The organism is Wolbachia endosymbiont of Brugia pahangi (genome assembly GCF_012030695.1).
Lineage (GTDB): Bacteria > Pseudomonadota > Alphaproteobacteria > Rickettsiales > Anaplasmataceae > Wolbachia.
Window position 1 is genome coordinate 58,415 of the sequence record NZ_CP050521.1, and the last position, 23,439, is coordinate 81,853.

The following is a 23,439-nucleotide window of genomic DNA, read 5'->3' on the forward strand; positions in this document are numbered from 1 at the left end:
ATCGAGTAAGTATGCAAACATTGCTTAAAAATAGGCTCTGCTCACTGTACTTTATAGTACCATTATTTGTATTTTATATAATAATTAATTTTCATATATTCTCTTTAATTTTTGGTCAGTTTAGTGCTGTAGAGGATTTAAAAAAGGGTACTAAGGCATACAGGCAACCTAATATTTTAGATAGGAATGAAGTGGTAATAGCAACAAATGTGCCACAACATCACTATATATAGATCCAACTAAAGTGAAAAATCTGGAAGGTATAGTAGCACAACTGCGTTCTATTTTTAATGACCTTGAGTACGAAAACCTGTGTAAAATACTCACTTAAAAAAGAAACTTACTTGGATAAAACGGCATTTAATTTCAAAAGGGTGCTAGCGGTCAAAAGTGCCGGTGTGCCGGAAGTAAATTTTTGCGACAATGTAAGATGTGTCTATCCACACAATAATTTGTTTTCACATGTGCTTAGCTACACTGATATAGATGGCAAGGGCATTGCTGGAGTTGAGGTATACCATAAATAAGACTGGAATCCAGCCTCACGCTACTCGAATGACACCTGGTGAATATGTTCAACTATCCTTAGATACATGAGTGCAAGGTATAGTACATGAAGAACTAACTAAGGCTGTAAATGGATGTCAGGTACTTGGTGGAGTAGGACTTGTTTTAAATGTGAAAAATAAGCAAGATCATTTCAGTGGTCAGCTTGCCTGATTTTGATTCCGATCTGCAAAATAAAGCGAAAAAGAAGTACAAGAGTTTAGTCTCGTTAGTCTTGGAGTGTATGAGATGGGATCAGTGTTAAAATTTTTTACAATAGCTGCAACGCTTGATGCAAACGTTGTAAAAACTAGTGATTTGTATGACGTATCAAAGCCAATCACAATTGGAAAGTGTAAAATTTAGGATTTTCATAAATCTGAAGTCAAAAAAATTACCAAGATATATTTGTGAAATCGTACAACATTAGTGCAGCAAAAGTTGCAGCCGAGTTAGGTACTGAGAAGCAAGTAGAATACTTTAAAACTATGAAACTTTTTTCTACTTTGAAAATGAAATACTAGAGAAATCCACACCAATAACCCCGTATAAATAGAGTGAAAGCACTTTAATAACGGCATCTTGCGGTTATGGAAAGATGTAACCCAGATCCATCTTGTATAGACTGCAGCCGCATTAATCAGCAGTGGGATATTTCACAATGCAACTTTGATGTTAAATAAAGGAAGTATAGGAGAGCAGATTATTGCAAGAAGCGCTTACTGAGAAGTAAGAAAATTATTATGTGCAGCAGTAACAAATAGGATAGGTAGGAGAACAAGCATAAAAGCGTATTTGATAGGAGATAAAACTGTATCAGCAGAAAAAGTTGTAAACGATAAATACAACAAGAATGCAAACATAACATCATTTATAGGAGTGCTAACTACAGTTAACCCAGATATATAGTGCTAATTGTTATTAATGAACCTCAGGTCATACACCACACCTGAGGAATAATCACTGCACCTATAACTAAGAATATTATAAATAAAATAGCACCTATACTTAAATGTTACACCTGAGATGCAAGAATTATGATTTCTTTATTAAAATTTTAAGTTTATAATCTTGTTCATTTTTATCAATACAAAGAAACCCATCTTTTGTTGCACTGCAATTTTCAGGGGCGATGTCTAAATTAATTTTTTTGCCACTGTCATCCATACTCAAATGAACTCTTGGTTCAAAAAAGTCAATTATGTTAGCCTCAAATTTCTTTGTTATCTTTCTATCCGGAGAAACCAGATTAAATTCCCGAATATTGCTTAGGTCAATATTTCCTATATAATTACTACACCCACTGTCTGTGCAATATGAACTCTCAACTATATAGCCTTCACTTGGAACTTCTGTAAAAAAATTCCATAAATCACTTGACATACAAAATACCCTTAATATTTACCACTTGAAGAAGTATATATACTTTTTAAGTATATGTAACCATAATACATCTCAAAATACAAAATTCAACAGTTAATTGTGTGAGAGATAAAATTGCTAATGGCTACTTAAATCCTTTTATTAGTTTTTTTCACCATGCTGTCAATCATGTGTTTTATTCCTTGATATACAGAATATGTACTTTCGTCTCTACGCATATAAGCAGAACAGGAAAACACATTATGTTCTTCGTCTTCTATTGATAACCCTGTGTCACATTTTATGTGCTCACCACCTAGCTTTTCTATCAACTTTTCTCTGTCATCTCCTATAGTAACCTTAATCTTACTTTCTCCTTTACTTGTTTTACTACTTAAAATAGAAACAATTATTGCTGGAGATATACATATAGCTCCTATTGGTTTTTTTGTAGCAAAAAATTCTGAAACTAATCTCTCAAATTCGGGTATTACTGTTACCACTTCTTTATCTTCAGCTAAGTCAGATAGATTTTTTGCAACTCCATATCCACCAGGTACAACTAACATGTCAAAATCTTTGGCTTTAGCTTCTTTTAGGTCACATATTTCGCTTCTTGCAACTCTTGCTGCTTCCACGAGTACATTTCTTTTTTCTTTTACTGCTTCTGTTGTTTTATGGTTCACAACTTGTGTAATATTGATATCAGGTGCAAAGCATTTGACCTCCACTTCCTGCTGATCAAGTACAAGCAGACTTAAAACCACTTCTCTCACTTCTGCACCATCAAGATGACCGCATCCTGATAAAACCACAGCAGCTTTTAATTTTTTTTCACCCATAGAGTACCTTGATTTCATATAATTTAGGTATTGTAATACAAATTCTATGTTTGGAAAGGGGTAATTATATTAATTATTTTGTATTAGTTATAATACAATTAATATGTATAATTAGACATACTTATAATTGATGGAGTTTGGTATGGCGCCTAAAAAGGGAGAAGAACCTCTATTAGAGTAAGATAAATTAGAAGAAACTGTTTCGAGTGTAATAAAAATAATTGCGCAATCCTCACAGGGGAAAAAAAGCAGTTTATTTGAAGCTCTATCAGAACAAGTTGGAAAGATGGATTTTAATGGCTTGGGTTTAGCAATTGATTGCCAAAGTTTGCAAAAGGAAGTGAATAAAGAATTGTTTATAAAATTGATTGAAGGAGCACTTATAAAATCCAACTTTTGAAAAACCACTTAGAGGTAATAGAGGATATTCTAAAATCTGTTGAACATGAGGCGATAAGTAATATTATAAATAGTAATAAAGGCCCGTTAGGTAATCTTAACTATTTTAAATCAGCATCTGCAAATGAAAAAATTGCAATGGCTTCTGCTGGGGTGGTATTGAAAGTGACGTTTTCTCCACTTATTATGTTTGCCACATTAATGATGCTTGTAGCTATTAGAGCGGATTATACAGGGATAAGGATAAGAAAAGCTGTGAAAAAATAAAGGAATGGGTGATTGAAGTAGGGAAAGCGATGAAAAATTTACTTAAAGATTTTATCAATCAATTACCTGAAGTTCGAGCAAGAGAGAATAATTTCGGTAGGTTATATAGGAAGTTGTCTAAATCTATTTATAGATACTGGTAAGTCAGAGAAAGAAGGTGAGGTAAAGAATGCTCGAAATAAGGCAAAGGTAATAGAAATGCTTCAAAACAAGGGACAACAGTCGGCTATAAAAGAGTTAATAAAGGATGGAACATTGATTTTCCAAAGGAAGAAGAGAATATTATGGACAGACTTGTAAAAAAGGGTTACAGTACTCATGAGAAGAATAATATGGCAGTACTTAAGGAGCTTATGGAGAAATTTCTACCTGCAATTATGGCCATTATTAACAACATAGAAGAGGTAAAAGAAAAAGTTAATTAGAAGGTAAGAAAGAAGCCACTTTCTACAATAGAGAGTCTAAGTTCTAAGTGAGTGGGTACAAGAGGACAATTCAAGCACCAATGGCTTTGTTGCATACTCATTAACACCAAAAAAAAGCTGTTCTACTTCCTGCTTAACATATCCATTAAGTCAGATTCTTTGAATTTGCTATGGTCAACTTTGCTGAATTTATTAACCATTGCGCTCATTTGATCATATTGCTTAATTAAAAGATTGACATCTGGTACTCTTGTACCAGAGCCCTTCGCGATTCTAAGCCTCCTCTTGCCATTTAAAATATTCGGATCTTGCCTTTCTTTTTCAGTCATCGAATTTATGATAGCTATATATTTTTTCACTTTACTATCATCGGGCACTCCGCTACTTAGCTTTTTTGTAAATGAGCTTGGAATGAATTTCATTATATTGCTGATACCGTCCATTTTTTTTAGCGTTTTTAGCATTCTTACCAAGTCATTTAAGTCAAGTCTGCCTTTTTTTACTTTCTTTTGTAGTTTGTCAAATTCTTCCTGACCAACGATTTCGGCAGCTCTTTCAACCAATGAGATAACATCACCCATATCGAGTATCCTTTTTGCAATTCTATCGGGGTAAAAATCATCAAGGTCGCTTAGCTTTTCACCACAGGCAATGAACTTAATTGGGCAGTTAGTTACCATTTTCATAGAAAGGGCAGCGCCGCCACGTGCGTCACCATCAACACGGGTGAGAATAATACCGGTTACACCTATTGTTTCGTTAAATGATTTGGCTATGTTTACTGCATCCTGGCCAATCATCGCATCGGCTACTAAAATAACTTCTGCAGGTGAAGCTATTTTCTTCACAGTTTTCAACTCATTCATCATATTGTCGTCTATGTGAAGTCTACCCGCGGTATCTAGTATCAGCACATCATAATTATCGTTTTTTGCTGCCGCCAGTGCCCTTTTTGTAATTGCAGTAGGCTTCTCATCCGTTACTGTAGATAAAGTTTGTATGTCTATTTGTTTTCCAAGCACTTCAAGTTGTTTCTGGGCAGCAGGCCTGTAAATGTCCAAAGAGGCAAGCATCACTTTTTTCTTTTGTTTTTTTAGCTTTAAAGCAAGCTTTCCTGAGGTGGTTGTTTTACCTGCACCTTGCAAGCCTACCATCATGATTACAGCAGGAGGGTTGGCTCCTAGATTTAGATCACTTTTCTCCAGTCCAAGAATTGCAATTAAATTATCCTGCACGACTTTGATTATCATTTGTGCGGGAGAAACGCTTTTTATGACTTTTTCTCCTATTACTTTATCTTTAATGTCGTTGATAAATTTTTTTGCGACTTCAAGAGAAACATCAGCTTCAATTAAAGCTATGCGTATTTCACGTATAGCAAGGTTGAAGTCATCTTCAGAAATGATAGACTTTCCCTTGAGCTTATTAAATACAGAATTTAAACTTTCGGTTAATGATTTAAACATAGCAGCACTAACAAAATACTCATCAAAAAAAGAGAAGAAGCTGAAATAAAACTCACTGAATCATAACTTAGCGCTTCTTTAAGTTTATTAGCATTATTAAAGTATAAATTAGTGAGTGAATTAGTCAAGTTTTGCAGTGCACCAGCAGACATTTTCCTCATTTTGAAAATTAATTTATTGAACAGTGAAACAACATAGGGTATGAGAGCTCTAAAAATCCAATCGATATCCATTTTAAGATTTATTCTTGGCAAAAATAACTTACGTAAAGGAATAAATAGCAAAGTAACACATAGTAGTAAATTAAGTTGTGACCAGATGTTTTTTGTGTTATACGCAAGGTTAAAAATCGAGGGCTTGTTGTAAATAGGCAGGTAAGGATTGCCAGCGATCACGCATATAAATGCTAAAATAATCATAGCTACTCCTCCCCCCTTCTCTGCTAAAAGTTTGGACCTGCTTTTGGTAATAAATATATAATAAAGAAACTTGAGCCCCACACTTAAATAAAGTGATAAATTCAAAATCTTGTGTAAGTTTTTATACAATTCTAAGTTAGTACCATTCATTTTAATTTCGACTGCAATGTATGATTTGCTGATAAATCCAGCAGTTCCTGGAAATGCAGCCATTGTTAGTATTGCGATCAAAGCATATATTCCTTCCGCTGACATGAATTTACCCACTCTATTAAAATTTACTGCTTTTGTCCGCAAGATAATCGAGTTAGCAACAGTGGTGAGCAATAATTGATAGACAATGGAGAAAATTATGTTAAGTATAAGTAGTGGTATGGCATTTTTTGAATGGCTAAGCAGACTCCCTGTCATAATTAGTATGCCCATTTGTCCTACGACGTTGTAGGCTAAAAATCTACGGATGTTTTGTTCAAGGGAAGTAAATATAATACCATAAATTGCAGTGATAGTACCCAAGAATGCTAATATTTCAGCGTGATCTTGCCAAAGGTTGTAGGTATGTAAAAGTGCTATTAAAAAAGAAATCTTAGTAGTAAATAGGGAAAGGTATGATGCACCGTGCAATGACGCAGCAGGGTATGCGTCAACAACCCAGAATGAAAAAGGAAAACAAGCACAAATTATTAATAAACCCATGATTATTAAATTAGGATTTTGAATCGCTAACCCTGCTGTTAGTATAATCCCGACAAAAAAGTGTACGCAAGCGTATCTTATTGCAGGTCCATTATCTTTGCAGCCGGCTGCAATAATAAAAGATGCGCTGATGGCCATTAATTCACAGAATATTATAACCGATATTATCTGCTTAGATAATATTGCACATAGTGAACTAGTAGTGTAGGCAAAAAAAGATAGCATTTCTGAAAAGCTAAAATTTTTTGCTGGTAAGACAATTAAAAATGCAACTGATAAAAAAGATATTAGTATGATGCGAAAGGATAAATCAAAATTTAGAACTGGATAAGACCAATTTACTGTGACTTCAGGTAGTTTTAGAACTATAACCATTAATATAGTCAGCAGAAATAACAGTGAAGATTTGTAAAGTTGCACGATGATTTAAACTAATGTAGTTTATACTACCTTAATGTATAAGTAAAATCAATTTGCTTGTAGTTACTCTTAACTACTAATTAAACTAATTATCATATAATTATATCAGGGTTAAGGGGTTATAGGAGAACGGTCAGATTAGGTTTGTAATCTAACCTGACCGATAGCTTTAATAGTGAGGTAAGCTTTAATATAGCATCCTCGGTTTGTAGTGCTACACTCGTGCACAATTTGTTTTAAATTTGTGCAGGAGTGTTAGTAGATTATTTACTTTTTGAAATAAAATTTAGCATTAATTTTTTATGGCTAACATAAAATCCTTGCTGTTTTCTGTGTTGCCTATATTAAAATAATTATTATAGCATGAAGTTATTAATAATATATATTTTAGCATAGCAGATACAGAAAAGGATGGTGAAATAGCAGCAGTTTGACAGTGTCATTCCAGTGCGTGACTCACAACTGTACGAACATTGGGTTTGATAGACTAGGATTCAAGTAGCTGATATAGGAACGAAAAATTTACTTAACACACTTTGCCAGCTCTCTTAATTATGGTAATAGGACTATTTTATATAACTTCTAATTTGTGCAGATTAAATGACAAGAAGATTTTACATTTGGTGTACTGTTGTTTAATTTTTGCACTATATATACTGTAAGATTTCTAAATTAAAAAGCTTTTTAGACATCATCCAACGTCAAGTTTTTAAAGTTAAAGAGTTAGTAACTAGCTACTACTGGTCTCTTTACTTTTTTTCTGCTTAGTAAATTTCTTAAATATTTAAGCTAAGGTTAGTTACGGGTTAAAAGCAGCTAAAAAGATGTTCTACCCTTTTTCAAAATTTTTACATTAGTTGATAAAATCTTAAATCATCTACCAAATTTTATTTTTTTGCTTTTGTACCACAAATACTCTGTTGTTGAGTGACTTGAGCGCCTGGCCAATTTTGCTCACTTCAATATTTTTACTATACGCAAATCTTTCAAAATCTCTTGTCAAATGTGTCCAACATATCTATCTATTTTCAAGACTAAAATAATTGTACACAGCGTATTGTTACTTACAACTATGCCATTGTATTCTGGCAGTAAACTTTGCAACACCTTCTTGCCACGAGACTCGGTCATCTTTAGAAGTGTCAGAGCGCTTTGTTGTTATTACCCAACCCAGCCTCTTTCTCCTTGATTTCTGTGCTATGTTTCATCTATATGCAGGTTTCTTTCAATTCTTCCTTCATTTTCTCATATTCAGATGCGCATCTTTTGATACTCTGTGCTCAGTCTTTGATACTAAACTAAGACTTATATTGAGGTTAAATATACTGCTTAAAATTTGTTGTACTTTTCTTTTCGAGTTAATAAAAAAGCCACTTAGGCTGCTAATTGTTGTTTTAGCATTGAACCCTAGAAGACATCTTGAAACCCCCATGGTTAAACTAGCTGAACCCTTCCTATCACAAGCTCTGTAATAGTTTCTTTGCAACCTGTACTCAGTTACGATTAGTTTGATTTCTGGTAATTCTTACCTTTTAATGGACAATTTCATCTTCTAAAACAACCTTATTTCCACACACACAAACCTGATAAAATTGTATAGTCTACTACTATATTTGCTACCATCAAATCTCACTTATATACCTTATGCCCTGGCTGACCTCCTGGTTTTTTATCACTTTTCTTTTTTGTTTTTTTGCGATATATATCTTGCGATGGTGGTAGAGATGAACTTTTTGAGTTCAGCCCAGTTTATCTTCTAGCTCAATTATTTTTGCTTTTAAGCCATCATTTTCTATAATCAGAGCCTTTATTTCTTCTTTGAGATTAGCGTTTTTTGATTTGTACGCCACAATCTTTTCTGCAGCCCTGTTATCATACCCACTCCATACTTAGCTTCTCATGTCTTTACACTTTTACAATCACTTTGTAAATCCCTTATCTCCGTGAACGGTTATAAGAAATTTAATAAGTAGAAAAAAGGTAAAAAAACCTAGTGAGTGACTACTTATTTATATTTAATTTTCAAATATGGCGTTTTTTTATTCTAAACACTTAATAATCATGACTAGGTTGCTTTTGAGCTGCAATTAATCTAAATTATAAATATTAAGAAACTTACTGATAGAAAAAAAGACCTAGAACAGTTAGTTGTTCACTATCATTTTATCAGTTGGCGTTTTTTATCAAGCGCAATTTACAGTACTAGTTGGTAATAGATAACAATATAAAAAACATAAGGTGTACATAGTGCAGAAAATTAAATGCGAAATACTAAATATATTAAGTTTTTTGTTACTTAACCTGTATAGAGAAGATAAATAATTAAGCTTACTATGATAAGGAGACTGGCAAAGTTTATCAAGTATTTTTGTATTTAATCCGTTTTTATTGCTAAAAAACCTAGATGTTGGCCAGCTTACTTGAAAATACCCTCGCTTTGGCGAAGGGCACTCGTACAACCATGTGCAATATCTTAGCTATGATATATTTCTCACAGATTCATCTAAACTTAATTAAGTAGGAGTACTATTAATAAGGAAAAGAGTTTGGAGATTTAAATAATATGGCACATGAGGAAGATATAAACCAATTAGTGGAAAGTAGATTTGATTATTAACTAAAAAGATGCAAATGAAATCACTCTTTTGCGTAAATTTGCAAAAGAAGGTGATGTAATTAAAGTAAAATCATTATTAGAGCACGAAGCAGATTTTAATGTAATAGACAATGAAAATAGAAATCCATACCATTATGCATGGGCACAAGAAAATTGATAAACTCCTTGTTAATCAACTTACAATTAATTCTAAGGATAAAAATGGATTTACTTCGCGCACTACAAGATGATACAGAATTAATAGGTTTTTTGATAGAAAAGACGCAAAAATCAATGAAAAAGATGCCTAAGAAGGCTATACTCCTCTTCATATAGCTTCACTATGCGTTCCTAAAAAAAGTGTTCAAACTTTAATTGATAGGGAAGCAAATCTTGAATGTGAAGATAATAATTTCCGCACTCCTTTATTTTTAACTATTTATCAATGCATTGCGTATTACGAAAGTAGAGCAGAAATTATAGAATATCTGATAAAAAGAGGTGCAAACATAGAAGCAAAAGATACAAAAATAATACTACGCTTTTTCTAGCAGGATATAACAATAAAATGCAAATACTTAAGCCCATTGTAAAGAAACAGCAAGCAAAAGCTAACTTTAAAGGATTTATTTGTACAAAAAACAATCATGGTTTTGATGCATTAGATTACGCTATTGAGCATAATAATTAAGAGGATGGTAATATTTCTTGTTTCAAAGAGAATAGAAGCAAATGATCAAGATTTTAATGATAACACCAGGTTACATAAGGCTAGCTATAGTGGTAACACTAAAGCAGTTAAGTTCCTATTGAAGCTTAAAGTAGATCAATGCTGTCAGTAGATGTAACAGAGTCCCTTTACACTTAGCAGTTAAAAAAGACCATACAAAAGTTATAAAAATGTTATTGAAAATTAAAGCCAATATGAATATTTGTGAGCAGCAGGGTTATATGCCTCTACATCTTGCTGTTTAAGGAGATTTTTTGATATAGCTTAATTGCTAATAGAAAAGGGAGCAAACCTGAGCATTAAGTGCAATGATGGCTACACTGCAATAGATATGTCTATCAGCAAAGCTAATAGCACAAAAGACATCAAAAAAAATTATAAAAATTTTTGCAAATTTTTGTTGCTTCACTAAAAGAGCTACGTAGTAAGTGCAAAGAAGTAAAATATATAAAAAATTAAGGTTATGCTGAAAAACTTGCTCTACATTTAAGCAGAGAGTCGCAAAATCATCAACCTGGGTTTTTAAGTTGTGGCTGATACACTGCGACCATTTATAGCGTCAAGGTTTTTAATCTAACCAGCTAACACTAAAGAGTTATCTCTCAAATATTTCTTCATAAGCTTTACAAGCCTTTTCAGATTATTCAAATAGCTCCATTCTGCTTGTAGAACTCTTATGTCGCTTTACACACCAAACTAATCTCACTTCTTATTTCTATTAGCTCTTTATTTAATGACTGAACATGTAATTTTACCTTAAACAGGTCTATAATATTAAAAAAACATAATTATTAAGATAATACAGAAAATTCTCACGATAACCTCTGTATAGCTCTTAGCTTTGCTGAACGCGAACGTGGATTTGCATTTACTTCTTCTGCGCTTGCTTTGATCATTTTTTTATTTAGGAGAGAGAATACCTTACAATCGATAGATCTTGGCTCACATAAACTTTTAAAAAAAGTTTTGACTATACGGTCTTCCAAAGAATGAAAAGTGACAACTATTAACTTGCCATTCCTATTTAAAATTTCAGATGCTGCTTTAATGCCCTTTTCAAGTTCTCCCAGTTCGTCATTTACCCATATTCTAATTGCCTGAAATGTCCTAGTTGCAGGATCAATTTTATTTTTTCCACGAAACACTACAGAACGCACAATATTTGCAAGCTCAAATGTAGTTTTGATAGTTTTTTTCTTCCGTGCGTTTACTATTGCTCTTGCAATTCTACGAGAATGACGCTCGCCTCCATAGTTATATATAGTGTTTGCAATTTCTTCTTCGCGTAAAGCGTTAACAAATGTTGAAGCGTTTGTATGAGAAGAGTTATCCATTCTCATGTCAAGTGGACCATCATGTAAAAATGAGAATCCTCTATCTCCGTCATCAAGCTGCATAGATGAAACTCCTATGTCAAATACAACTCCATCTACAGTATTACTTGGTGTCACTCCAGTGCTTGACGCTGAGATCCATATATTTTTTTTCTGAATCCCAGATGAGATAATAGAAGAGAGTTTTGAGACAGCAGAGGGCTCTACAAGGTATTCAAGGCTATTACTATCTAATATACTTCTTATATTGCTAAATTTTTCAATAAATAGCTTTACTCTACTGGGGTACTTAATATTTAAATCCTCATAAAATTTAATAACAGTTTTATCTCTATCAATCGCATACACTTTGCAATCAGCTGATTCCAGTATTGCTTTGCTATATCCTCCAGCTCCAAATGTAGCGTCCACATATATACCACCATTTTGTGGTGAAAGTTGTAATAGCATCTCTTTTAATAAGACTGGAATATGTGCCATAGCGTTCTATTGAAAGATTTTGTATATATATAAAAATAACTTTTTTACTTAAGTATAGTATACTATAGAAATACATGGGCAATAATATAAAAATATTAAGATTTAATAAAATATTGTTATTAATATAATATTTATGTCATGCTCACATTTTCTTTCCATATTTGAAAAAATAAAACATACCATTATGATATAAAACAAACCGTGATGTATAGTCCCTGAGTGTGATGGTATAATAAATGAGAAGATCATACCACCGAAAAAGGAGTTATGGGTTAACTCGACGCATATAAGTTATGAACGTTGTCCAAAATTAAATTTTCCTCAGTTATACTTTTTACTTGTGGATCGATTATAATAGCTACATTCTTTGATTTGCTATCATTACCGCAATACTTATCTATAAGATTTTTCAATTCAGCCTCATGCTCTCTACGAAAAGCTGTTATACTATCAGCTTATATAATAGTGTTATACATTTGCGGCATTAATTTTTCGTTTAAGCAACACAAAATTGACAAATCTACTAAACAAATTACAAGCGATACGCTGGATTATAACCATATACTGCTACAACAATTCTAGCAACAACTGAGGTAAATAAGATAAACAGCTCGACAATATATAATTTGCTCATTCTTAGTAGCCATAAAATAATTGAGTTATAACCTCACATAGCTGTTCTTCTGTTAGGTCAAAAACTGCACCATAAATTAGGATCATAAAATGCAAAACTATTATCTGAATTTTTCTTTATTAGCATAATATGTACAGAATTTCGACTTATAACAGACTTATAAGATATTTTCATATACTGATTTTGACTTATTACTGCTAGATTTAGGTCTGCTATAGTTAATATCTTTAGCTTTTTCATTGCTAAAGAAGTTAATCTTTTTGCTTTTTCTGAGAAATCTATTTGTATTTGTTCAAACTCTTTTAAGAAATTCTCTTGTTTATCTTCTTTAAGCCAAGACACAATATATTTTAGTATTTCTTTTTTCTGCTCTATAAAAACTTTTATTTCATCAAAACTGTTGCTTACTTCCTGCACCCGTTCCTGATAATTTATTCCATCTGAAGCAATACTATATCCTTAACTTTCTTGATTAAATTATCTACTAGTAATCTCTTTTCTCAATACTATCAAATGCTCTAATAGTCTTGAAACATTTGTTTGTCAGATTCAATGATATTCATTAAATTTATCTGTTTATTAGATACAAATCTTTCTTTATATTTGGAAAATATTCTACTTTAAAAAAACTGTACTAGACAAAAATTTTTCAGATTTTTTCTGCATATATAATTATGCCAGAATATCGAGAGATGTCAAATTTTCTTGCCTTTAGCAAGTTGAGCATATGAACAAAACTTTAAAAGGTGCTACGGTTAGGAAGTCAGTCGCATCAGCAATTCAAAATCTATGACTTTGTTATGGTTTGTAATTATGCAAAAAGACTCAAAACTCTCACCTCCTTTTAGTTATATGTAATCAGTAGAAAAATCTCCTAATTTATTTTATCCTACCCTTCACATTCTGAATGTAGAAAATTGTGTGGTAAATTACAAAAGTAATGTTATCAAGTTTAATTTGTAACACTGTACTGTGGTATGTCACATGCTTTTTGGTCATTTAGTAAACATAATCGGCGATATTTTTTTCATTATGCGATCAGTTGGTTAGTCTACTAAAGGCTTTTGGAATATTTGTAGTGGGTTTCCTGATGGGACAACCGGTGCTGCTATGTTTAGCCATATTGGCCAATAAACATAGAAGAAAGTTTACCCTATTGCTCTCAATTATATTGATGACTCTATCAACCGTATTAATTGCTTTTATGCCAGGGTATCAAAATCTCGGAATACTTGCCATCAATACTGGTGGTATGTTTAAGGTTATTGCAGGGTATATCTTTTGGAGGAGAGGCAGGAAATATTCCATTTTTAGAGCATGCTCCTAAAAACAAGAAGAAATTCTTTGGCAGTATTGAAGTATTAAGCGCAATTCTTGGGTCAATCCTGAGTCTTATAGCAGTACTCATATGCAAAAAAGTATCTGATTTCAAATCTTGGGAATGGAGGTTAACTTTTAGTTTTAATTTAGTAGTGGGATTAATCAGCATAATACCAAGGTATATACTTGATGAGAGCCCAGAGTATAAAAAGCAGAGAAATCCACCTGAATTACCATTAAAAGAACTATTGAATTGCTATAAAAAACTTTTCTGGTATCATTAGGGGTCGACATAGTTGAAAATTCGTCCCTTTACATGTACCTAGTATTTTTCAATGTGCTTACATTAACAATAAATACTCATTCTTACCCATATAGTAAAAATACTGAGCCAAATTGCGCTCGGAGGATTAACTATATTAGTTGCAATACTTTCGACAAGATAGGAAGAGAAAAAGTCATGAAATTTGTATTCATAACTTTTGTAAATAGCAAGTTATCCAGTTTTTTCAATAATATTAAGTGGTAATGATTGCTGATTATAATGGTACACATTCTTTTATAATCCCAATAGCCGCATTGCTTGATCCTGTCAGTGCACTTATGTGCGATTATTTCCAACAAAGGTGCGGTACAGCGGATTTAGTTTATCAAGAAATATATCTGATGGATTATTGGTACACCATTCATATGCACAACAGTTATCAAGGGGTTACAGGACAAGAGACTTCAGCTAGTTTTTGTATGATTTCTTGTGCATTAATTGGGCTGGTTGCTATATCGCAAATTAAAAATTAGTTTTCTTCAAGTTATCTGTTCAGCGTAGAATAGATACTTTTCCTATCTTTAAATATTCTCCTTCTAATCCAGAGCTGTTATTAAAAAGTCTTCTACTCGCTACACTCAGCTTATTTCTTTTCTGTTATTAGTAACAGCAGGTTCATTTACTCTTCTATCTAGCACGAAAATATTATCAACATTACGTTCTATTCTATATTCCTTCTTAATAAATCCTGATTTTTCACATAATTCTTGGAAATACTCAGTAATAATATCGAGCAAACTTCTACCACTTCCTATAGTGTAATCCCTCATTAGTTTGCCATTCTATATTCTATATCGCTTGTGTTTTCATTAACTTTGGCTTCAAGCACAGATTCAAGTGAATCATCTAACTGACTACCCATTTCTTTTCTTGATTAAGCACTTCTGATGGATTAAGGTCTTCTACATCTGCTACGATTTTGGATCTCACTGCTATAAAATTAGTACCATCATAATGAATATTTACCATTTTCTTGCAATCATAAAGTCGTAACCCAAACCGAGTTTTAAGTGAATCGCTAAAAATTAGTCTATTAAAATACCAGCGTCATTACAATTAGTGATTAATTCCCCTGTAATGGCCTCATTAGGTACTATCCCATAAGGATCAGCATACTCAAACATTTTTGTATATGCTAATTCTTTTATTATCAGAAATTGATCTATAATAATCTTCCCATGTTTCACCAAATTTATGACCTTTCTTAGCTTTTTCAATTAACATGCGAGTCACATTACAATCTATTTCCTTTTCGTTGATAATAAAGTCTATTTCAAAAAAGTTTAGGTACATTATCTTACCAGAATTTGCTTTAGCATTATCTTTTTATCAGTCACTACTTGTTAAATGAGAAATTTTCTGCTTCAGCTTGTAGTGCATAAAATGGGTTCCTTGTTATTTATGAATATAAGTTACCTATTAAGTATTAAAAAATTTTTAAGTCAAGTTTCAGTCACATTTTAATATGACTTTACTAATTTATTACTAATACCAATTCCTACTGACTTTATCACTGTAAACATAGTTACCACCTTGCACTTTTGTTCATATCAATTGTCAATTGCTTCATCTGATAAAACGGAAAATATTTCTCCTCTCTTTGAGGAATTTATTGTATTCATTTTGGTTGCTGACTTTCATTTTACTGGCATGTTTTTTGTTAAGTGGTTAAGTGGCCATCTTATAATGAATTTTGTCGATAACCACCATATTTTTTTCGTGTGCTATGCAACAAAGCTATTCCAGCGTCGCGCGCTGGAATTGTACCATTTTCGTTTGCTCATAAGTTGCTTCAGCTACAAATATTTAAGAAATCCACCAAGTAAGAAAAAGACAAAAGAAGCCCTAGTTAATATCTATTTAAAAACACTAGCGTTTTTTTATGTTTTAAATACTTAATAATCGCGACTTAGTTGTTTTTTATTGCAACTAACCTTTAGTCATAAATGTTTTAGAAATTTACTAGGCAAAAAAAAGGCAAAAGATATATTGTGGTAGATAGTATTTACTCTCTAATCCTGCAAGTTAGCATATTATACTGTCCTAAACGCTTTATAAGCGAGTTTCAACTTATATAGGTAAAAAATTAGAAATATTGTGAAGACATAAGGTACATATAGTGCAAAAAATTAAACATAAGATGCTAACTATATAACACTTTATTATTTTAATCTGCACAGATTGAAGGTAACTTAACACCCCCAGTATCGGGATAAGGGGGCTAGCGAGGTTTGTCAGGTAGTTTTTTCGGCTTACCTAAATGATGGCCAGGCAAAAATTATATGGTTTGCAAGAAGCTTAATCTAAACTTGGTTTGTAATGCTGTATTTACACACCAATTTCTTTACAATAAGCTCCATACACAGGGCTTTCAGCTATAACAGACTGCTGGATTTTAATTTTTTTAATAATTGTACACTACTAATTATATAAGTTCCCATTTGCAAAGAGGGTAGAAGATGATTTCTAAGAATTTAGAGGCAAGTTTAAATAGAGTATTATTGATTGCCTCTAATTTTAATCTTAAATATGCAAAAGTAGAGCATTTATTACTTGCATTAACTAAAGATGTGGATGTAAACTACGTTTTATCAAGGTGTAATATTAGGGCTGATAAAATCATCAATATAGATAGCATTCTATATGGCTATAGTAGTGATATAAAAGTTTTTTTACAAGACAATTCTGAATTGACTATCAATGGAGTTGAGCATAATTCGCTATTTCTATGCCTAATACATAGAGCCATAATACGTGCTCATAGCTTAGGAAAAAAGAAAATAAGTGGAGTAAATATTCTAGTAGAAATTTTGTCTGAACAAAATTTCTACATTGAAGATTATTGTAGAGGTAAAACGCGAATGATTCCAATTTAATTTATCATATATCTAATATGAAATACTCCAGTAATATAGATGAATACACTACTAATCGTAAGGTAAAACTCGGTAAAAATAATGATGTTTCTGCTGCAGTAAATAAAGGTGAGTTGTTAAAAGATGAAAAAGTTCTACAAAGTTATTGTAAAAATTTAAATGATTATGCAAGAAGTAAAAAAATAGATTGCGTTATTGGTCGTGATTATGAATTAAACCGCACTATAGAAATACTACTAAGGCGCAGAAAAAATAACCCTTTATATGTTGGGGACCCAGGTGTTGGCAAAACAACAATAGTTGAAGGTTTAGTATTGAAAGTAATCGAAGGCAGTGTTCCAAATGTGCTTAGGTCGAGCGTAATTTATGCTTTGGATTTAGGATCACTTCTTGCAGGAACACGCTATAGAGGTGATTTTGAAGAGAGAATAAAGTCTATAATAAAGGCAATTGAGGCAAAGCCAGGTGCTATTCTTTTCATTGACGAAATACACACTATCATTGGAGCTGGTTCAACGAGCAGTAGTTTTCTTGATGCTGGTAATCTGCTGAAGCCTGCACTTGCAAGAGGTACATTGCGTTGTATAGGTGCAACCACATACAGAGAATACAGCAGTAGTTTTGAAAAAGATAAAGCGTTAGCAAGAAGGTTTCAAAAGATTAACGTGCAAGAGTCTTCTGTTAATGAGACAATAAAGATATTAAATGGTATAAAGCACTGCTATGAAGGATATCATGGAGTATATTATACAAAACATGCCATTAAGTCTGCAGCTGAACTTTCACATAAGTATATTACCGGACGAATATTACCTGATAAAGCAGTTGATATTATAGATGAAGCAGGAGCATATTGTAAGTTACTGAGAAACAGACGCAAAATTGTGAACAGTAGAGATATTAAAAACACTATCACTAGAATTACAAACGTACCTTGTAGGTCTGAGCTTGAAGATATGCAAAGAGTAAAGGCCCTAAGAGAAAATCTTGAGAAAGTTATTTTTGGCCAGGAACAAGCAATAGAATCCCTTGTCAATTCTATTAAAATTGCTAAGTCTGGGTTGAGAAATTATAATAAACCCTTGGTAAATTATCTTTTTACAGGGCCAACAGGTGTTGGCAAAACTGAACTTGCAAAACAGTTAGCAAAGAGTATGGGCATGAACCTCATACGTTTTGATATGTCTGAATATATGGAGTCTCATTCTATATCTAGAATAATTGGTTCTCCTCCTGGATATGTGGGTTACGATCATGGTGGACTACTTACAGAATCTGTGTCTAATAATCAGTATAGTGTTGTTCTTCTTGATGAAATTGAAAAAGCTCACAGTGGTATTCACAATATATTACTACAAATCATGGACTATGGTTGTGTTACAGACACTTATGGACGTAAAATTAATTTTTCCAATATAATTTTAATTATGACAACCAATGCAGGGGTATTTGAACGCAGTAAGAACTCTATTGGCTTTGGATATAAAAATTTCAATATTAGTGATAGCGAAAAAGTAATGGAACAGGTTTTTAGTCCTGAGTTCTGTAATCGTCTTGATGAGGTTATTTCTTTTTCTGACTTAAATATGGATGTGATTTTGCATATTGTGGATAAATTCGTTCAAGAATTGAAAAAACAACTTGCACAAAAAGGCATAAGCTGCTTAGTGGAAGGAAAAGTAAACTCTTATCTTGCGCAAATCGGTTACAGTAAGAAAATGGGAGCACGCCCAATAGAGAGACTGATTGAAAAGGAGATAAAGAGTTACTTAGCTGAGGAAATACTGAACCGTCGACTAATTAAAGGAAGAAATTTAAGGGTTTATATGAATAGGCAAAAGGATAAAATTTCCTTCGATATAACTTAAAATTCTTGTGTTGAATTTCATCTTTGCTATAATTTATAATTTAAGTTCAATTTGAGTTATAGTGATAATAAGTGATAAAGTAAGACAAATCCTAAGCTACTATGAGAGTGAAAATCCTGGGGTGAGGGCAAACCTCACTCGTATTCTCATGCATGGAAAGCTTGGTGGTACTGGTAAATTAGTAATTCTCCCTGTAGACCAAGGATTTGAGCATGGGCCAATAAAGAGCTTCGAAGTTAACCCTCATGCTTATGATCCGCATTATCATTTTCAGCTTGCAATTGATTCAGGAGTGAGCGCGTACGCTGCTCCACTTGGTATGATTGAAGCTGGTGCTTCAACTTATGCTGGAATGCTTCCACACATTTTGAAACTTAATAGTTCCAACTCTTTGCATTCAAAAAGTTTGACTTCCGATCAAGCAGTCACTGCTTCTGTAAAAGATGCACTACGTTTGGGCTGTACAGCTGTTGGATTTACTATATATCCTGGTTCTGCTAAGTGTTTTGATATGATAGAAGAAGCTCGTAAAATCATTGCTGAAGCTAAGTCTTATGGGCTTGCAGTTGTATTATGGTCTTATCCACGTGGTGAAGGCATTTCCAAAGAAGGTGAGACGGCAGTTGATGTTATTGCTTATGCTGCACATATAGCAGCTTTGCTTGGTGCTAATATAATAAAAGTAAAACTTCCAACTAACCACTTGGAAAAAGAGAAAATAGAAGCTGAAAATATTAAGTCATTATCCAAAAGGATTGAATATGTCAAAAAATCTTGCTTTGCAGGAAAAAGAATAGTAGTTTTTTCTGGTGGTGAGTCGAAGTCAGTAAATGATATATATAATGAGGCAAAAGAAATTAAACAAGGTGGGGGTAATGGTTCAATTATTGGGCGTAACACTTTTCAACGAAAGAAAGAAGAAGCTTTATCTATGCTAAAAGATATAATGGATATCTACACATAAAAAACGGCTGGGTGGCAGAATGGTTTATGCGGAGGACTGCAAATCCTTTTATACCGGTTCAATTCCGGTCCCGGCCTCTTCTATAGCTTGTAGAGGTTGCTTAATTTGACAGTAACTTTAAGTATCTATTTAGGAGTGCGGCAGAGAGAGTTTTCAAGCAAGCACGACTAAGTAGGTTAAATGTAGCAATAAAAACAAGACTAAAAAACTACTTGACAAGCTTCGCTAGCCTTCTTACCACAAAACTGGAGCTATTTTATATAATTTTCCAGTCGCGCAGATTAAAATGACAAGAAGATCTTTTATTTGGTGTACTATGTTACCGTAAGTCTTTAATAAAATTTTTAGCCTTCTTGCCTATAAAAGTTGAAGCTCGCTTGTAAAGCGTTTAAGATATCACCCAACGTCAAATTTTTAAAATGAAGAGTTAGTAACTAGCTACTTTGGACTTTTTTGCCTTTTTTTTATTTAGTAAATTTCTTAAATATTTTTAGCTACCGCCACCCCAATTAATAAAATAAAAAATATTTCTCCTGTCTTTGAGAAATTTGTTATATTAGCTGTGGCTACTGGCTTTCATTTTTAATAGCATATTTTTTCTTAAGTAGTTATAAATGGCCATTTTACAATGAATTTTGTCAGTAACCACACTAAGTTTCTTGGTTGCTATGCAACAAAGTTCAGTAGCTATATATAACTTGAATTTATTTATGGTGTGCATTATGAGGTTGTCTTTCTTAGATTCAAAAATTACTGTCTACTTTACTCCATGAGAAGATTGTGCTCAGCAAGTAATTAATACAATAGATCAATCTGAGAAATCCATTTTGGTTCAATAATACAAATTTACTCTTGAGAAAGTGGCTAATTCTCTAGTTGAAGCAAAAAAACGTGGCGTTGATATTAAAATTATTCTAGATAAATCACAGCACATTCAAAACATAGTGTTATGCACAAGTTATTTGAAGAAGGAATACCAATTTGGATTGATTACAAGCCAGAAATCGCTCATAATAGAATATTAATTATGATGACCACAAGGTTATTACAGGGTCGTCCAACCTCAGTGATACAGCTGAAGAAAGAAATGCTGGAAAATTACTAACTATTGCGAATTACCCTGAGATTACTGGGTGATATAGAAAAAATTGGGAAGTGTAGCAGTTATAATCTCACAGTACCCATTCCAGCAATTGTGTAGGAAGTTAATAGAAAAATATTGAAAAAAGTATCCGTTTAGAGGTGTAAGCAAAAAAAACCGTCAAACAAACACAGGTGTTAAAATAAGGTAGGCTAAACATAAAAAAAATATGGTTTCTAGTATTTTTGGGATGAAAAATGGACTTTTAAAACCTTCATAGTAGGCCTTTTATCTACACTCCTGAATAGATACACTTTAAGCATGTTTGATAAGCCTAAGTTTACTTAGCCACATACGAGTTTAAAAATTCAACTCCTTTGATAAATCGATAATTCTTTCTATCGTTTTGGTTTATAACTATTATATTCAGTATTACATCTGTTATAAGGTTACCAGAAGGAAGATAATATAATTTATTTGTTACCTAATTACACTACCATTTTCGTAGAAGAATTGTTCGTTTAGAAGCCTTGCCATATGATCTCACCTCAACAATTTTAGTGCGTTTATTATTCTACAAAGCAGCAGCAACTATTTCAGATGCAGATGCAGATTTTTCATTAATTAATACTATTACAGATAATCCAGAAAATATATCTCCTTTGCTTGCTTTGTAATATTTTTTCTCTTTACTTTCCTCAGTAACTGTTTCTCCACCATCAAAAAAACTATCGCATATTAATACTGCTTGAAAAAATAATAAGCCGTAATTATCTCTCAAATCTAGAATTACATCTTTTATGGTACTGTTATTTTCTTTAATGTTGAACCATTGCTTTCTGAAATGATTGTCAGAGCTTTCATTAAATTCAGAAATTTTAATGTAGACTATATTGTCTATAATCTTATTTGAAACAGTATTTATTTGAAGTTGCATTGTCTTGAATTCTTCACTATCAAATAGTAAGAATATGAATCTAGTTTAGAAAATATTTCATCTATTGCATATTCAAAACAAGAGTTTTTTGATTAATGGGCCAGACATACTCCTTTTCTATTTTTTGATTATGTTCTCGAATAATTCAATATGGTCTATTTGTTGAGCAAATGAACCATAAGTAAATAAGGATAAAATAATAACAATAATAAATTTCATGAAGAGAGTTTATCTATGATTCATAAGTAGAATCAACGAAAACGTCTTCTTTGAAAATGTCTTCTTTTAAAGTTATGGTTATACTCTGCATTTTGTGGTAGAAAATAAGCTAAGAGTAAGTAGAGTGTTTTACAAAAATGATACTACGTAATTTACTGTTTTTGCTGCCGCCTGAAATTGCTCACTCCTTAGCGATCATGATGTTGAAAAGGATCTCTTATAGAAAACCTATAGAACTACCAGAATCTTTAAGTGTGAACTGCTTTAATAATAAATTTAGGAGTCCTGTAGGTCTTGCTGCAGGTTTTGACAAAAATGCAGAAGTTATCAGGTCCATGCTTTCATTTGGTTTTGGGTTTATTGAAGCTGGTACTGTAACTAAGCATCCTCAATATGGAAACGCAAAACCGAGAATTTTTCGGTTAATTGAAGATCAAGGAGTAATAAATAGATTGGGATTCAATAACAAGGGAATAGACTATTTTTTAAAGCAAATAAGTGAAACCAAGCTTGATGACTGTATTTTAGGTATAAATATAGGGAAAAATAGTGCATCGAAGGACCAAGTCAGTGATTACATTGACTTAATAAAGATGGTGTATGGGAAAAGTAGTTATATAGTGCTAAACATCTCGTCTCCGAACACACCTAATTTACGCAATCTGCACAATAGGCAAGAATTATCAGAGTTGTTAAAATCCATAACCCTAACCAGAAAATCAATTGATAATTCTGAATCTGTTCCAATAATGTTAAAAATTTCTCCAGATATAGATCAGCAGACAAAGGAAGATATTGCTGGGCTTGCGTTGGAGTATAAAATTGATGGCTTGACAATAAGCAACACTACAGTCAGTCGAGATAACTTACATTCTCACCATAATGAAAGTGGTGGATTAAGTGGCAGACCATTGTTTAAGCTTTCAACAGAGTTATTGAGTGACATATACAAACTTACTCAAGGCAAGATATTATTGATAGGGTGTGGAGGCATTTCAAGTGGTGCCGATGCGTATAAAAAAATAAAGGCAGGGGCATCTTTAGTGCAATTATACACTGCTCTCATATATCACGGACCTCGAGCTGTGAATAAAATTAATCTGGAACTTGCAGAGTTAGTGAGGAAAGATGGACTGAGTAATATTGGTGAGGCAGTGGGTTGTGATTGTAGATTCTAGAAGCTTGTTTTAATAGAATAAAACTAATTTTTTTGGTATAAAGATATGATGGGTG

At 32.6% G+C, this 23,439-nt stretch carries 25 protein-coding genes, 1 tRNA gene and 2 pseudogenes; 17 read left to right on the top strand and 11 right to left on the bottom strand.

The features are described from left to right. Nucleotides 1-11 precede the first annotated feature (11 nt). Nucleotides 12-233: a hypothetical protein gene (locus tag WBP_RS05305; RefSeq protein ID WP_246165979.1), complete on the top strand. Its 222-nt coding sequence runs from the start codon at nt 12-14 to the stop codon at nt 231-233. Nucleotides 234-597: 364 nt separating this feature from the next. Then, complete coding sequence (locus tag WBP_RS05975; RefSeq protein ID WP_255324091.1) at nt 598-720, top strand: hypothetical protein; 123 nt, start codon at nt 598-600, stop codon at nt 718-720. A gap of 861 nt (nt 721-1,581) precedes the next feature. Here WBP_RS05975 and WBP_RS00295 read toward each other — a convergent pair. Further along, nucleotides 1,582-1,929 (bottom strand): hypothetical protein, encoded by a 348-nt coding sequence (locus tag WBP_RS00295; RefSeq protein WP_011256249.1) that lies wholly within the window; start codon nt 1,927-1,929, stop codon nt 1,582-1,584. A gap of 128 nt (nt 1,930-2,057) precedes the next feature. After that, entirely contained in the window at nt 2,058-2,750 is a 693-nt protein-coding gene (gene elbB, locus WBP_RS00300) for an isoprenoid biosynthesis glyoxalase ElbB (protein WP_167895726.1), read from the bottom strand. 396 nt (nt 2,751-3,146) lie between these two features. Between elbB and WBP_RS05310 the strand changes: the two genes are divergently transcribed. Next, nucleotides 3,147-3,416: a hypothetical protein gene (locus WBP_RS05310; RefSeq protein WP_246165982.1), complete on the top strand. Its 270-nt coding sequence runs from the start codon at nt 3,147-3,149 to the stop codon at nt 3,414-3,416. A gap of 284 nt (nt 3,417-3,700) precedes the next feature. Then, entirely contained in the window at nt 3,701-3,841 is a 141-nt protein-coding gene (locus WBP_RS05315) for a hypothetical protein (RefSeq protein WP_225416133.1), read from the top strand. 122 nt (nt 3,842-3,963) lie between these two features. Here the strand turns inward: WBP_RS05315 and ffh are convergent, their stop codons facing one another. Further along, nucleotides 3,964-5,307 carry a signal recognition particle protein gene (gene ffh, locus WBP_RS00310; RefSeq protein WP_167895727.1) on the bottom strand — a complete coding sequence of 448 codons (1,344 nt, stop codon included), beginning with the start codon at nt 5,305-5,307 and terminating at the stop codon, nt 3,964-3,966. Next, nucleotides 5,292-6,842, bottom strand: coding sequence for a proton-conducting transporter transmembrane domain-containing protein (locus tag WBP_RS00315; protein ID WP_167895728.1), 1,551 nt, complete (start codon nt 6,840-6,842; stop codon nt 5,292-5,294). The genes ffh and WBP_RS00315 overlap by 16 nt, the downstream gene beginning before the upstream one ends. A gap of 2,645 nt (nt 6,843-9,487) precedes the next feature. On the opposite strand from WBP_RS00315, the gene WBP_RS05325 reads away from it, so the two are divergent. From WBP_RS05325 to WBP_RS05340, 5 genes are all read left to right on the top strand, one after another. Continuing rightward, the gene (locus WBP_RS05325; protein ID WP_246165984.1) at nt 9,488-9,616 is read left to right on the top strand and encodes an ankyrin repeat domain-containing protein; all 129 of its coding nucleotides are present in this window, start codon (nt 9,488-9,490) and stop codon (nt 9,614-9,616) included. A gap of 154 nt (nt 9,617-9,770) precedes the next feature. Next, nucleotides 9,771-9,989 carry a hypothetical protein gene (locus WBP_RS05330; RefSeq protein WP_246166134.1) on the top strand — a complete coding sequence of 73 codons (219 nt, stop codon included), beginning with the start codon at nt 9,771-9,773 and terminating at the stop codon, nt 9,987-9,989. Nucleotides 9,990-10,006: 17 nt separating this feature from the next. Continuing rightward, a complete protein-coding gene (locus WBP_RS05980) occupies nt 10,007-10,129 on the top strand; it encodes a hypothetical protein (RefSeq protein ID WP_256366192.1) in 123 nt (40 codons plus the stop codon). 4 nt (nt 10,130-10,133) lie between these two features. Further along, nucleotides 10,134-10,280 carry an ankyrin repeat domain-containing protein gene (locus WBP_RS05335; protein WP_246165987.1) on the top strand — a complete coding sequence of 49 codons (147 nt, stop codon included), beginning with the start codon at nt 10,134-10,136 and terminating at the stop codon, nt 10,278-10,280. Then, on the top strand, nt 10,264-10,413 hold the full coding sequence (locus tag WBP_RS05340; protein ID WP_246166137.1) for an ankyrin repeat domain-containing protein: 150 nt from the start codon (nt 10,264-10,266) through the stop codon (nt 10,411-10,413). The genes WBP_RS05335 and WBP_RS05340 overlap by 17 nt, the downstream gene beginning before the upstream one ends. 567 nt (nt 10,414-10,980) lie before the next feature. On the opposite strand, the gene rsmH is transcribed toward WBP_RS05340, so the two are convergent. The 3 genes from rsmH to WBP_RS00345 all read right to left on the bottom strand — a co-directional run bounded on the left by rsmH (nt 10,981) and on the right by WBP_RS00345 (nt 13,033). Further along, nucleotides 10,981-11,982, bottom strand: coding sequence for a 16S rRNA (cytosine(1402)-N(4))-methyltransferase RsmH (gene rsmH / locus WBP_RS00335; protein ID WP_167895729.1), 1,002 nt, complete (start codon nt 11,980-11,982; stop codon nt 10,981-10,983). Nucleotides 11,983-12,254: 272 nt separating this feature from the next. Further along, nucleotides 12,255-12,395, bottom strand: a complete 141-nt coding sequence (locus WBP_RS00340; RefSeq protein WP_167895730.1) for a hypothetical protein — start codon at nt 12,393-12,395, stop codon at nt 12,255-12,257. A gap of 278 nt (nt 12,396-12,673) precedes the next feature. Continuing rightward, a complete protein-coding gene (locus WBP_RS00345; RefSeq protein ID WP_011256308.1) occupies nt 12,674-13,033 on the bottom strand; it encodes a hypothetical protein in 360 nt (119 codons plus the stop codon). Between the two features lie 298 nt (nt 13,034-13,331). On the opposite strand from WBP_RS00345, the pseudogene WBP_RS00350 reads away from it, so the two are divergent. From WBP_RS00350 to WBP_RS05350, 3 genes and pseudogenes are all read left to right on the top strand, one after another. Continuing rightward, a pseudogene (locus WBP_RS00350) lies at nt 13,332-13,452 on the top strand (IS481 family transposase); the annotation flags it as partial. 429 nt (nt 13,453-13,881) lie between these two features. After that, nucleotides 13,882-14,220: an MFS transporter gene (locus tag WBP_RS05345; protein ID WP_246165990.1), complete on the top strand. Its 339-nt coding sequence runs from the start codon at nt 13,882-13,884 to the stop codon at nt 14,218-14,220. A 244-nt stretch (nt 14,221-14,464) separates the two neighbouring features. After that, on the top strand, nt 14,465-14,734 hold the full coding sequence (locus WBP_RS05350) for a hypothetical protein (RefSeq protein ID WP_246165992.1): 270 nt from the start codon (nt 14,465-14,467) through the stop codon (nt 14,732-14,734). Nucleotides 14,735-14,839: 105 nt separating this feature from the next. Here the strand turns inward: WBP_RS05350 and WBP_RS00360 are convergent, their stop codons facing one another. From WBP_RS00360 to WBP_RS00365, 3 genes are all read right to left on the bottom strand, one after another. Beyond that, a complete protein-coding gene (locus WBP_RS00360) occupies nt 14,840-15,031 on the bottom strand; it encodes a hypothetical protein (protein WP_167895731.1) in 192 nt (63 codons plus the stop codon). Between the two features lie 76 nt (nt 15,032-15,107). Then, nucleotides 15,108-15,230: a hypothetical protein gene (locus tag WBP_RS05985; RefSeq protein WP_256366193.1), complete on the bottom strand. Its 123-nt coding sequence runs from the start codon at nt 15,228-15,230 to the stop codon at nt 15,108-15,110. A gap of 56 nt (nt 15,231-15,286) precedes the next feature. Continuing rightward, on the bottom strand, nt 15,287-15,448 hold the full coding sequence (locus tag WBP_RS00365) for a hypothetical protein (protein WP_167895732.1): 162 nt from the start codon (nt 15,446-15,448) through the stop codon (nt 15,287-15,289). A 1,272-nt stretch (nt 15,449-16,720) separates the two neighbouring features. Between WBP_RS00365 and WBP_RS00370 the strand changes: the two are divergent. From WBP_RS00370 to WBP_RS06120, 4 genes and pseudogenes are all read left to right on the top strand, one after another. Continuing rightward, nucleotides 16,721-19,005 (top strand): annotated as a pseudogene (locus tag WBP_RS00370) (AAA family ATPase). Nucleotides 19,006-19,072: 67 nt separating this feature from the next. After that, a complete protein-coding gene (locus WBP_RS00375) occupies nt 19,073-19,969 on the top strand; it encodes a class I fructose-bisphosphate aldolase (RefSeq protein ID WP_167896282.1) in 897 nt (298 codons plus the stop codon). 5 nt (nt 19,970-19,974) lie between these two features. Then, nucleotides 19,975-20,046: transfer RNA gene (locus WBP_RS00380), tRNA-Cys, on the top strand. Nucleotides 20,047-20,829: 783 nt separating this feature from the next. Then, nucleotides 20,830-20,994, top strand: a complete 165-nt coding sequence (locus WBP_RS06120; protein WP_369799972.1) for a hypothetical protein — start codon at nt 20,830-20,832, stop codon at nt 20,992-20,994. Between the two features lie 630 nt (nt 20,995-21,624). Here the strand turns inward: WBP_RS06120 and WBP_RS00390 are convergent. After that, nucleotides 21,625-21,987, bottom strand: coding sequence for a S41 family peptidase (locus WBP_RS00390; RefSeq protein ID WP_167895733.1), 363 nt, complete (start codon nt 21,985-21,987; stop codon nt 21,625-21,627). Nucleotides 21,988-22,343: 356 nt separating this feature from the next. On the opposite strand from WBP_RS00390, the gene WBP_RS00395 reads away from it, so the two are divergent. Continuing rightward, a complete protein-coding gene (locus WBP_RS00395) occupies nt 22,344-23,384 on the top strand; it encodes a quinone-dependent dihydroorotate dehydrogenase (protein ID WP_011256300.1) in 1,041 nt (346 codons plus the stop codon). Nucleotides 23,385-23,439: the final 55 nt, after the last annotated feature.